General features: G+C 52.9%; 12 protein-coding genes. 8 read left to right on the top strand and 4 right to left on the bottom strand.

What is annotated here, in order from left to right; genetic code table 11:
• The first annotated feature begins 296 nt into the window (after window positions 1-296).
• The 7 genes from folE to ACMYSO_RS06550 all read left to right on the top strand — a co-directional run bounded on the left by folE (window position 297) and on the right by ACMYSO_RS06550 (window position 7,558).
• The gene (folE, locus tag ACMYSO_RS06580; protein WP_434583854.1) at window positions 297-965 is read left to right on the top strand and encodes a GTP cyclohydrolase I FolE; all 669 of its coding nucleotides are present in this window, start codon (window positions 297-299) and stop codon (window positions 963-965) included.
• A 16-nt stretch (window positions 966-981) separates the two neighbouring features.
• Window positions 982-2,139, top strand: a complete 1,158-nt coding sequence (gene yeiB / locus ACMYSO_RS06575) for a DUF418 domain-containing protein YeiB (RefSeq protein ID WP_434669854.1) — start codon at window positions 982-984, stop codon at window positions 2,137-2,139.
• A gap of 155 nt (window positions 2,140-2,294) precedes the next feature.
• A complete protein-coding gene (galS, locus tag ACMYSO_RS06570; RefSeq protein ID WP_123755150.1) occupies window positions 2,295-3,317 on the top strand; it encodes an HTH-type transcriptional regulator GalS in 1,023 nt (340 codons plus the stop codon).
• 294 nt (window positions 3,318-3,611) lie between these two features.
• Window positions 3,612-4,610, top strand: a complete 999-nt coding sequence (gene mglB, locus ACMYSO_RS06565) for a galactose/glucose ABC transporter substrate-binding protein MglB (RefSeq protein WP_123755149.1) — start codon at window positions 3,612-3,614, stop codon at window positions 4,608-4,610.
• A 178-nt stretch (window positions 4,611-4,788) separates the two neighbouring features.
• On the top strand, window positions 4,789-6,309 hold the full coding sequence (gene mglA / locus ACMYSO_RS06560) for a galactose/methyl galactoside ABC transporter ATP-binding protein MglA (protein ID WP_123755148.1): 1,521 nt from the start codon (window positions 4,789-4,791) through the stop codon (window positions 6,307-6,309).
• A 15-nt stretch (window positions 6,310-6,324) separates the two neighbouring features.
• Window positions 6,325-7,335, top strand: a complete 1,011-nt coding sequence (mglC, locus tag ACMYSO_RS06555) for a galactose/methyl galactoside ABC transporter permease MglC (RefSeq protein ID WP_434669852.1) — start codon at window positions 6,325-6,327, stop codon at window positions 7,333-7,335.
• A 109-nt stretch (window positions 7,336-7,444) separates the two neighbouring features.
• Window positions 7,445-7,558: a hypothetical protein gene (locus tag ACMYSO_RS06550; protein ID WP_434669851.1), complete on the top strand. Its 114-nt coding sequence runs from the start codon at window positions 7,445-7,447 to the stop codon at window positions 7,556-7,558.
• Window positions 7,559-7,569: 11 nt separating this feature from the next.
• On the opposite strand, the gene sanA is transcribed toward ACMYSO_RS06550, so the two are convergent.
• The 4 genes from sanA to ACMYSO_RS06530 form a co-directional block, all read right to left on the bottom strand.
• A complete protein-coding gene (gene sanA / locus ACMYSO_RS06545; RefSeq protein WP_434669849.1) occupies window positions 7,570-8,283 on the bottom strand; it encodes an outer membrane permeability protein SanA in 714 nt (237 codons plus the stop codon).
• A gap of 125 nt (window positions 8,284-8,408) precedes the next feature.
• A complete protein-coding gene (cdd, locus tag ACMYSO_RS06540) occupies window positions 8,409-9,293 on the bottom strand; it encodes a cytidine deaminase (protein WP_434669848.1) in 885 nt (294 codons plus the stop codon).
• Window positions 9,294-9,419: 126 nt separating this feature from the next.
• The gene (locus tag ACMYSO_RS06535) at window positions 9,420-10,115 is read right to left on the bottom strand and encodes a CidB/LrgB family autolysis modulator (protein WP_434669847.1); all 696 of its coding nucleotides are present in this window, start codon (window positions 10,113-10,115) and stop codon (window positions 9,420-9,422) included.
• A complete protein-coding gene (locus tag ACMYSO_RS06530; protein WP_123755142.1) occupies window positions 10,105-10,512 on the bottom strand; it encodes a CidA/LrgA family protein in 408 nt (135 codons plus the stop codon). Before ACMYSO_RS06530 ends, ACMYSO_RS06535 begins: the two co-directional genes overlap by 11 nt.
• Before the next feature lie 303 nt (window positions 10,513-10,815).
• Between ACMYSO_RS06530 and dusC the strand changes: the two genes are divergently transcribed.
• Window positions 10,816-11,748 (top strand): tRNA dihydrouridine(16) synthase DusC, encoded by a 933-nt coding sequence (dusC, locus tag ACMYSO_RS06525; RefSeq protein ID WP_434669846.1) that lies wholly within the window; start codon window positions 10,816-10,818, stop codon window positions 11,746-11,748.
• Window positions 11,749-12,029 lie beyond the last annotated feature (281 nt).

Below are 12,029 nucleotides of genomic sequence, written 5' to 3'. Positions count from 1 at the left end.
TTCACTTTCTCCTTTCAGGAAGATATTGCATCATTAATGCAACTTTTAGCCAACATGTCGGTGCTGGTCGGCGGCCTCAAAATGGTGCAATACCATGCTGGTGCACGAGATAGTGTGACGGGGCGGCAGAGGATATGGATAAGCGAGGTATGAGACTCGCGGCGAGCGATTAATAGCTAACGCAAATTTCAACAATTATCGTTTCGGCTACTGGATTATGTGCGTCACCTCACGCACAATGAATGCAAACTTTGCCCTGATAGAGCAAAGAGCGCGACACCTGCAGGAGAACCTAAATGTCAGCACTGAGTAAAGAAGCCATACTCGTTCATGAAGCGCTGGTCGCTCGTGGGCTGGAGACGCCGTTGCGTCCGCCAGTACAAGAAATTGATAATGAAACGCGCAAGCGCCTGATAGCCGGACACATGACCGAGATTATGCAACTGCTGAATCTTGATCTGACCGATGACAGCCTGGTGGAAACCCCACGACGCATTGCCAAAATGTACGTCGACGAGATTTTTTCCGGGTTGGATTATGCCAGGTTCCCAAAAATCACCGTTATCGAAAATAAAATGCAGGTGGATGAAATGGTCACCGTGCGTGATATTACGCTGACCAGCACCTGTGAACACCACTTTGTCACTATCGACGGTAAAGCAACGGTGGCCTATATTCCGAAAGACTCGGTGATTGGTCTGTCGAAAATTAACCGCATCGTGCAGTTCTTCTCGCAGCGTCCGCAGGTTCAGGAACGCCTGACCCAGCAGATTTTAACCGCGCTGCAGACCCTGTTGGGCACCAGCAACGTGGCGGTATCGATTGATGCGGTGCATTACTGTGTCAAAGCTCGTGGCATCCGTGATGCAACCAGCGCCACCACCACGACGTCGTTGGGCGGTCTGTTTAAATCAAGCCAGAACACTCGCCAGGAGTTCCTGCGCGCCGTTCGCCATCACAACTAATCAAAGGGCAGGTTACATGGAGAGAAATGTCACGCTGGATTTTGTGCGCGGCGTGGCCATCCTCGGTATCCTGCTCCTGAATATCAACGCCTTCGGCCTGCCGAAGGCGGCTTATCTCAATCCGGCGTGGTCCGGAAATATCACCTCAAGCGATGCCTGGACCTGGGCGATTCTCGATCTGTTTGCGCAGGTCAAATTCCTGACGCTGTTTGCCTTGCTGTTTGGTGCCGGACTACAGATGTTGCTACCGCGCGGCAAACGTTGGATCCAGTCACGTCTGACGCTGCTGGCGCTGCTGGGCTTTATCCACGGCCTGTTTTTCTGGGATGGCGATATCCTGCTGGCCTATGCCTTAGTCGGGCTGGTGACCTGGCGGATGGTGCGCGATGCTCATCACCTTAAATCACTGTTTAATACCGGTGTCGTACTGTACCTGATTGGCGTTGCGGTGCTGGTGCTGTTGGGGCTGATTTCCGGCGGCTCGCCAAACCGCTCATGGGTTCCTGATGCGGCGAATTTACAGTATGAGCAATACTGGAAGCTCAACGGCGGGCTGGAAGCGGTGAGCAATCGTGCCGATATGCTTTCCGATAACCTGCTGGCGCTGGGGGCGCAATATGGCTGGCAGTTGGCGGGGATGATGCTGATGGGCGCGGCATTGATGCGCAGCGGCTGGCTAAAAGGGCAGTTTAGCCTCAGCCATTACCGACGCACGGGCGCATTGTTGATTGTTGCCGGCATGGCAGTAAACCTCCCTGCTATTGTTGCCCAGTGGCACCTCGGCTGGGATCCGCGCTGGTGTGCGTTCCTGTTACAGGCACCGCGTGAGCTGGGCGCCCCGTTACAAACCATTGGCTATGCTGCGCTGGCGTGGGGCTTCTGGCCGTGGTTGTGCCAGTTCAGGCTGGTGGGGGCGATAGCCTGCGTCGGACGCATGGCGTTAACCAACTATCTGCTGCAGACGCTGATCTGCACCACCATCTTCTACCGCTTTGGCTTGTTTATGCAGTTTGATCGCTTACATTTGTTAGCCTTCGTGCTGCCGGTGTGGGCTATCAATTTAACCTTCTCGCTAATGTGGCTGCGCTATTTCCGCCAGGGGCCGGTGGAATGGTTGTGGCGACAGCTAACGCTTCGTGCGTCAGGCACCTCATCAAAAAACACATCCAGATAACGATCTCGATCACAATCATTAACAAAACGGATGTAACCGTTTCCAGGCTTGTGACATCACTCACGTAGCGGGCCGCAGCTCGCTGCCAGAATAGCCACCTTGCTGAACACAGGAGGTGGGTGTGGCGTCTTACAATTTTCTTAAGGTCGGTGAGCATGATCACCATTCGTGATGTCGCCCGTCAGGCGGGTGTTTCCGTGGCGACCGTCTCACGTGTGCTGAACAACAGCGCGCTGGTGAGCCCGGATACACGGGAAAATGTAATGAAAGCGGTAACGCAGTTGGGCTACCGGCCAAATGCCAACGCCCAGGCGCTGGCGACGCAGGTCAGCGATACCATCGGCGTGGTGGTGATGGATGTCTCAGATGCCTTCTTCGGCGCGCTGGTCAAAGCGGTGGATACCGTCGCGCAGCAGCATCAAAAATATGTGCTGATCGGCAATAGCTATCATGAGGCGGAAAAAGAGCGTCATGCCATTGAGGTCCTGATTCGCCAGCGTTGTTCCGCACTGATTGTTCACTCTAAAGCCCTGAGCGACGCAGAACTGGGCGACTTTATGGAGCATATTCCGGGAATGGTGCTGATCAACCGCATCGTGCCCGGCTACGCCCATCGCTGCGTCGGACTGGATAACGTCAGCGGGGCGCTGATGGCCACGCGGATGCTGCTGAATCATGGCCATCAACGCATCGGCTACCTCTCTTCAAACCACGGCATTGAAGATGACGATATGCGTCGTGAAGGGTGGTTTAAGGCGTTGCAGGAGCAGAACATCATTGCGCCAGACAGTTGGGTCGGCTCAGGAACACCGGATATGCAGGGCGGGGAAGCGGCAATGGTCGAACTGCTGGGGCGTAATTTAGGCCTGACGGCCGTCTTTGCTTATAACGACAGCATGGCCGCCGGGGCGCTGACGACGCTGAAAGATAACGGCATTGCGGTACCGCAGCATCTGTCACTCATTGGCTTCGATGATATCCCTATTTCGCGTTACACCGACCCGCAGCTGACCACGGTGCGTTATCCGGTGATGTCGATGGCAAAACTGGCGACGGAACTGGCGTTGCTGGGGGCGGCCGGCAAGCTGGATCATGAGGCGCGTCACTGCTTTATGCCAACGTTGGTGCGTCGTCATTCCGTGCTGCAACGGCAAAGTGCGGGGCCGATCACTAACTGATGACGCGGCGTTATGTAACCGCTTTCAATCTGTGAGTAAATTCACAGTATATTAACATTCAACTGATTATGATGGCCGCGTTTACTAGTTTGAACCACTCTATCACGGTGAATAATCACTTTTACCGTAGGAATAAGGCGTTAAACGCGTAATAAAGTCGTATTTCTGGAGCGTTACCCTACATGGAAGACAGAATTACAGTCGTGAACATGGTTGTGCGGTAACTTTTATGTAACAGATGCCCGCCCGCTATTTTCACACCAACGACCCTGCATAAAAAAAACCGGAGATTCCATGAATAAGAAGGTGTTAACCCTGTCTGCTGTTATGGCGAGCATGTTATTTGGCGCCGCGGCGCACGCAGCTGATACCCGCATCGGCGTAACCATTTATAAATATGACGACAACTTTATGTCGGTGGTGCGTAAGGCTATCGAAAAAGACGGCAAATCAGCGCCGGATGTGCAGCTGCTGATGAATGACTCGCAGAACGACCAGTCAAAACAGAACGATCAGATTGACGTCCTGCTGGCGAAAGGGGTGAAAGCGCTGGCCATCAACCTGGTGGACCCGGCGGCTGCGGGGACCGTTATCGATAAAGCACGTGGTCAGAACGTGCCGGTGGTGTTCTTTAACAAAGAGCCGTCCCGCAAAGCGCTGGATAGCTACGATAAAGCCTATTACGTCGGGACCGATTCAAAAGAGTCCGGCGTGATCCAGGGTGACCTGATTGCCAAACACTGGAAAGCAAACCCGAACTGGGATCTCAACAAAGATGGTCAGATTCAGTTTGTGCTGCTGAAAGGCGAGCCAGGACATCCGGATGCTGAAGCACGTACCACTTACGTGATTAAAGAGCTGAACGACAAAGGTTTCAAAACCCAGCAGCTGGCGTTAGACACGGCAATGTGGGATACCGCCCAGGCGAAAGACAAGATGGATGCGTGGCTGTCTGGCCCGAACGCCAACAAAATTGAAGTGGTTATTGCCAACAACGACGCAATGGCGATGGGTGCCGTTGAAGCGCTGAAAGCACACAATAAGAGCAGCATTCCGGTATTTGGTGTCGATGCCCTGCCTGAAGCACTGGCGCTGGTTAAATCCGGTGCAATGGCTGGTACCGTACTGAATGATGCCAACAACCAGGCTAAAGCGACCTTCGATCTGGCGAAAAACCTGGCAGACGGTAAAGAACCAGCAGCAGGTACCAACTGGAAGATTGAGAATAAAATCGTCCGCGTTCCTTACGTTGGCGTAGATAAAGACAATCTGAGCCAGTTTACCGGTAAATAATTATTGAGTTACGGGCGCGGATTATTATCCGGAGTATTTAGGTTGCAGGACAATTAATGTTGCTGCAAACAACAGACTCCGGGTATTCCCCGCCCGATTATTCCTGATACAGAACCAGATCCTGACTTCGGCGTTCATTCGTCGGTTGGGGTGTGCATGAACGCAGCCAGGTATAACTATGGTCAGCAATAATAGCGAACGGTCAGGCGAATTTTTGTTGGAAATGAGCAACATCAACAAATCGTTTCCTGGCGTCAAGGCACTCGATAATGTCAATCTGAAAGTCCGTCCTCATTCTATTCATGCATTAATGGGAGAGAACGGCGCGGGCAAATCAACATTATTAAAATGCCTTTTTGGGATCTATCAAAAAGATTCCGGCAGTATTCTTTTTCAGGGTAAAGAGATCGATTTCCACTCGGCGAAAGAAGCCCTGGAAAACGGTATTTCAATGGTGCATCAGGAATTAAACCTGGTATTGCAACGTACGGTGATGGACAACATGTGGCTGGGGCGTTATCCCACCAAAGGCGTGTTTGTCGATCAGGATAAAATGTATCGCGATACCAAAGGGATCTTTGATGAACTGGATATCGATATCGACCCGCGCGCGCGCGTCGGTACGCTGTCGGTATCGCAGATGCAGATGATTGAAATCGCTAAGGCGTTTTCCTATGACGCGAAAATCGTCATTATGGATGAGCCGACGTCGTCGCTGACGGAGAAAGAGGTTAATCACCTGTTTAAGATCATCCGTAAGCTGAAAGAACGCGGCTGCGGCATTGTCTATATCTCTCATAAGATGGAAGAAATTTTCCAGCTGTGCGATGAGATTACCGTTCTACGCGACGGTCAGTGGATTGCCACCCAGCCTCTGGAAGGCCTGGATATGGACAAGATCATCGCCATGATGGTGGGACGTTCCCTCAACCAGCGCTTCCCGGACCGTGAAAACAAACCGGGTGAGGTGATCCTTGAAGTCCGCAATCTGACCTCTCTGCGCCAGCCATCGATTCGCGATATCTCTTTCGACCTGCACAAAGGCGAAATTCTGGGGATTGCCGGGCTGGTCGGGGCCAAGCGTACCGATATTGTGGAGACCATATTTGGTATCCGCGAGAAATCAGGTGGCACCATTACGCTGCACGGTAAGAAAATTAACAACCATAGTGCTAATGAAGCGATTAACCATGGCTTTGCGTTGGTTACCGAAGAGCGGCGCTCCACCGGGATTTATGCATACCTGGATATCGGTTTTAACTCACTGATCTCCAATATTAAAAAATATAAGAACAGGGTTGGCTTGCTGGATAATTCGCGCATGAAAAGTGATACCCAGTGGGTTATTGATTCAATGCGGGTGAAAACCCCCGGCCAGCATACGCAAATAGGTTCATTGTCCGGCGGTAACCAGCAGAAGGTCATTATTGGACGCTGGCTATTAACTCAGCCGGAAATTTTAATGCTTGATGAACCCACGCGCGGGATCGATGTTGGCGCGAAATTCGAGATTTACCAGCTGATTGCTGAGCTGGCGAAGAAAGAGAAAGGGATCATCATTATTTCCTCCGAGATGCCGGAGCTGCTGGGTATTACCGACCGTATTCTGGTGATGAGCAATGGTCTTGTCGCCGGCATTGTTGAGACAAAAACTACTACGCAAAACGAGATTTTACGTCTTGCGTCGTTGCATCTTTAAGAGCAGGGGCTTCTCATGAGCGCGTTAAATAAAAAAAGCTTTCTCACTTACCTGAAAGACGGTGGGATTTACGTTGTTCTTTTGGTTTTGCTGGCCATTATTATTATCCAGGACCCTACGTTTTTAAGTCTGTTGAACCTGAGTAACATCCTGACCCAGTCCTCGGTGCGTATTATTATCGCCCTCGGCGTGGCAGGGCTGATTGTCACCCAGGGGACCGACCTGTCAGCCGGACGCCAGGTGGGCCTGGCGGCGGTTATCGCAGCCACCATGCTGCAGGCCGTCGATAACGCCAACAAGGTGTTCCCGGATATGGCCACCATGCCGATTCCGCTGGTGATCCTGCTGGTCTGCGCGATTGGCGCTGTTATCGGCCTGATTAACGGTATTATCATTGCTTACCTGAACGTGACGCCGTTTATTACCACCCTCGGCACGATGATCATCGTTTATGGTATTAACTCCCTGTACTACGATTTTGTGGGTGCCTCGCCGATTTCCGGCTTTGACAGCCACTTCTCGCAGTTTGCCCAAGGGTTTGTGGCACTGGGGACCTTCCGCCTGTCGTACATCACTTTCTATGCGTTGATTGCGGTGTTCTTCGTCTGGATCCTGTGGAATAAAACGCGCTTTGGTAAAAACATCTTTGCTATCGGCGGCAACCCGGAAGCCGCTAAAGTCTCTGGCGTGAACGTTGCGCTGAACCTGCTGGTGATTTATGCGCTGTCTGGCGTGTTCTATGCCTTCGGTGGTCTGCTGGAAGCGGGGCGTATCGGCTCGGCAACTAACAACCTGGGCTTTATGTACGAACTGGATGCCATCGCGGCCTGTGTGGTCGGCGGCGTATCGTTCAGCGGCGGTGTGGGTACCGTGTTTGGGGTGGTGACCGGGGTTATCATCTTTACGGTAATCAACTACGGCCTGACCTATATCGGCGTTAACCCTTACTGGCAGTATATTATTAAAGGGGCGATTATTATCTTCGCCGTCGCGCTGGATTCCCTGAAATACGCGCGTAAGAAATAATCTTCTGTACCGAATCAGCCCGCGCCAACCGCGCGGGCTTTTTTGTTTCAGCCGTAAGCGGCGCTGAAGTAAAGTCCAAAATAATGAGGCGCTCAGCGCTTCTTTTGGCGTGAGCTATTACCGTGGCCATCCTGATTATCAAAAAATGGTCGATGAAGCAGACAAAGCGCTGTATGAGGCCAGGCATCTCGGCCCTAACCGGGCGGTTGAATTTAGTGATTAAACCTCAGGGCGTTACTTGGTTTTTTGCAGTTCCAGCAATTGCTCTGGGGTGACGGCCGGATAAGACTGAGTGCCCTCAGGCACTTCCTGCAGAGTGGGGATTGGGATCAGCGGCCCTAAAAAACGCGGTTCGCGTTTGAAAATATAGAGATCCGCCAGCGCGCCAAACCGGGCGCCAAACTCACGCAAGCGCACGCTCCACATATCTTTCGGCGAAGGTACGGCATAGCACTGGGCCTGAATCCCCATATGCAGGGCGATAAACAGCGCCCGCTCGCAGTGGAAGCGCTGGGTGATGATAATAAAGTCGTTGGTATCGAATACTTTTCGGGTACGCACAATCGAGTCGAGGGTACGGAATCCGGCGTAATCAAGCACGATGTCCGCCGGGTCCACGCCGCCTTTAATCAAATCACGGCGCATGGTCATCGGCTCGTTGTAGCTTTGTAGCGCATTGTCGCCGCTCAGCAGCAGATAGTTGACCTTGCCGCTGTTATAGGCGTTGAGCGCGCCCTGAATGCGGTAGCGATAATATTGGTTGATAACCCCGGTGCGGTAATATTTCGCGGTGCCGAGCACCACTCCAACCTGGCGGTAGGGCAGATCCTGCAGTTCGTCATAAATATAGGGGGCGGTTTTCCAGCTCATCCAACGGTCAAGACCCAGCACGGTCAACAGCAGCAGGCCGAACAGGACTAACAGGCTGTATAACACACGCTTTAACATTCACCGGGCTCATGTGGATAAGGGAATCATCAGGCTACTGTACCCATCGGGCAAGCGCAAGAAACCATCGTTTAATTGCGGGGTTTTTCAGCAAAGCGGGCTAAAAAGCCCGCATAACGAACGATTTAACCGAGCAGCACCCGATCAATGTTGTGACAGCCTAACGCTTTCAGCGTCGCTACGGTGGCATCCCACTGAATCAATGCCGCGTCGGCTTTTTCGGCCAGTACCGCGCGCTGAATGTCCGGATAGTCGTATCCGTTAAGACTCAGCAGATTCAGGGCGCCCTGTAGTGGCGGCAGCGTTGGATTAAAGGCGGCGTTTTCAGCATAGCGACCGGAAAAAATGGTCCCGTCTTTCAGCTCCAGCGCCACTCCAGATGGGGAGTTGCTGTAAGGCATATGGCAGGCGTTAGCCGCCTGAATCGCCGCCTGCGCCAGCTCGTCACCCGCCAATGGGTAACCGTGATCCTGTTCATCCATCAGCAGCGTTTTGATCTCCAGATCCTTCGGACCGAAGGCATCCGGCAGATAGTGCTGTAGCGAATGTGCTTCGCGGCCAGGCAGATGAATTCGCAGTTGCTGGCTGCTGTTCAGCTCATTCATAAACTGACGGCAGTGTCCGCAAGGGGTGTAGTTAACGGTAATGGCCTGCAGGGATTTTTCACCGCGCAGCCAGGCGTGGCTGATGGCGCTCTGTTCTGCATGGACGGTTTGCTGCATGGTGGCGCCGAGAAATTCCATATTACCGCCAAAGTACCAGGTGCCGCTGATACCGCGGGCGATAGCGCCAACGTTAAAACGGGAGAGGTCGGCACGGGCGCAGGCCGCGGCAAGCGGCAACAGCGCGAAAGCCAGCGCGTCTTCATCCAGACCTGTCGCATTTCGCAGCGTAGCGACCTGGCCGGCATCCAGCAAAGCTGGAAAATGCGGGTCGCTCAGCATCGGGGCGATGGCCGCTTGCAGGTCTGCCGCCAGAAGGGGAAGCGCAGCTTGAAAACGTGGGTGCATGGCGTAGCCTCTTAACAATGTAATGGGAATCTAGTGTACGGGCGTCAATCGCGCGTATATGTGACTAATATCTCATTATTTGTGCAACTTTCTGTTGTTGCATTGATAAATGTGACATTAATCACATTATCCAACTACTGCCAGAATGACCGGGAACAAGAAGGGGGCGACCAGGGAAGTAATAATCCCACACAGCACCAGCGCCAGCGAGCTGAATGCCCCTTCCTGGTAGTCCATCTCTGCGCAACGGGCGGTGCCGAGGGCATGCGAGGCGGTGCCCATCGACAGACCGCGCGAGGCTTTGGTACGGATACGCATCAGGTTCAGCAGCGTATGTCCAAAGACCGCCCCGAGAATACCGACGAAAATCACACACACTGCGCTGATGGCTGGAATACCGCCGATACTGCCGCTGACCGCCATAGCAATCGGCGTGGTGACCGATTTAGGCATAATGGAGGCGGCGATTTGTGGCGTGGCCCCCATCAGCAGGGCGACGGTTGTCCCCGTCACCATGGCGACGACGCTGCCGATAAAGCAGATGGTTATAATGGATTTCCAGCGGGCGCGGATCTGGTGCAGTTGCTCATATAAAGGAAAGGCCAGAGCGACGACCGCAGGTTGCAACAGGTCGTTAAGAATTTTGCTGCCCTGAAAATAGCGATCGTAGGAGATACCGCTGATCAGCAGAAAGGGGATAATCACCACCATCGCCACCAGCAGGGGGTTCAGCAGCGGGAATTTAAAGCGTGCGGCCAGTTTGCGGGCGAGGAAAAAAACGATCAGCGTCAGCGGCAATGACCACCAGATTTCATGCATCATCTTTGACTTCCTCTTTCTGACCGACCACTTTACGCTCGCCGTGGACCAGGTGAGAACTCCAGCTCACCACCAGGAAAACCACTAAGGTACTGATGGTACAAGAAACGGCGACCGGGCCAAGCTGTGCGCGCAGTAAATCCCAGTACTGCATGACACCGACGCCGATGGGCACAAACAGCAGTGCCATATAGCGAATCAACACGTTACAGCCAGGGTTGACCCATTTGGGCGGCATAATTTGCAGCGCCAGCAGCACAAACAAAATCAGCATCCCGATAATGCTGCCTGGAATGGTAATCGGTAGCAGGGAAGCAATAAAAATCCCGGCGTATAAACAGGCGTAAATCAGGACAAAAGCCCGTAGGTACTGCCAGATAATATTCAGCGATTTACTCATGGTAATAACCCTTGATGAACCGAATTCATCATACAATTAAACCTTGAAATGTGCTACCGATCACATCATGAATTATACGCATACCTTGGATAGCGCAATGGAACCCTCCATGAGATGGAAACATGGCGATGGCATCGCCGTGAAACGGCACAGTGCCAGAGGTAGCATAACACCGTTATTGAGGGTGTGTAGTCCCGCAACCACCTCGCGTCCCGGTAAGCGTAGCGCTTCACACATTGATTGCTTTCAACCGACGAACAGAGACGCTACCATAGCGCCTCTTTTTTCCCCCGGGTAACAATAATGCGTGTTTTACTGGCGCCGATGGAAGGCGTGCTTGATTCGCTGGTGCGCGAGCTGCTGACCGAAGTGAATGATTACGATCTGTGCATCACCGAGTTTTTGCGGGTGGTGGATCAGCTGCTGCCGGTAAAATCGTTTTACAGGTTGTGCCCGGAGCTACACCACCGCAGCCGCACGCCGTCAGGGACTCGCGTACGCGTTCAGCTGCTTGGGCAGTATCCGCAGTGGCTGGCAGAAAATGCCGCACGGGCGGTAGAGCTGGGTTCCTGGGGGGTCGATCTTAACTGCGGCTGCCCGTCAAAGCTGGTGAACGGCAGCGGCGGCGGGGCGACGCTGCTCAAAGACCCGGAACTGATTTATCGCGGCGCAAAGGCGATGCGCGAAGCGGTGCCGGACTCCCTGCCGGTGACGGTGAAAATTCGTCTCGGCTGGGACAGCGGCGCACGGCAGTTTGAAATTGCCGATGCGGTACAGCAGGCCGGTGCGACGGAGCTTGTCGTGCACGGGCGTACCAAAGAAGATGCCTATAAAGCCGAACGGATAAACTGGGCGGCCATTGGCGAGATCCGCCAGCGCCTGACCATCCCGGTTGTCGCGAACGGCGAAATCTGGGACTGGCAAAGCGCTCAGGATTGCCTGGCGGCGACCGGTTGTGATTCGGTGATGATTGGCCGCGGGGCCCTTAACGTGCCGAATTTAAGCCGGGTCATCAAATATAACGAGCCGCGGATGCCGTGGCCGCAGGTGGTGACGCTGCTACAAAAATATACCCAGTTGGAAAAGCAGGGTGATACCGGGCTGTATCATGTGGCGCGCATCAAACAGTGGCTCAGTTATTTACGCAAAGAATATAGCGAAGCGCTGGTGCTCTTTAATGAAATTCGCACTCTCAAGAGCTCTGGAGAAATCGCTACGGCAATTGCCCGTTATTAGGTTGGATTGTTAATCTGCTCACATTTTATTACTTAAGGACTTTCTGTTGATGGGCATTTCCGCAACAGAGTGATATTGTGTAGTTCTAATATTCAGGGTTGCTACTGATAACAGGCAAAACCTAAGCACTAACGCCATGCGTGGCGGGAGTGCTTAGGTTTTTTTTTGCTTTTTATTCTTGAGAGAATTTAATGGCTATATAAAACAATAGGTTAGTTTTACTCTGGGTTCTTCAATCAGGCAGTTTTATGGCTGACGGACACCTTTTGCAAAAAATAAAA

Source organism: Klebsiella sp. B345, assembly GCF_051131735.1.
GTDB lineage: Bacteria > Pseudomonadota > Gammaproteobacteria > Enterobacterales > Enterobacteriaceae > Klebsiella.
The sequence above is the reverse complement of the archived record's forward strand: the minus strand, read 5'-3'. Positions and strand labels throughout refer to the sequence as shown.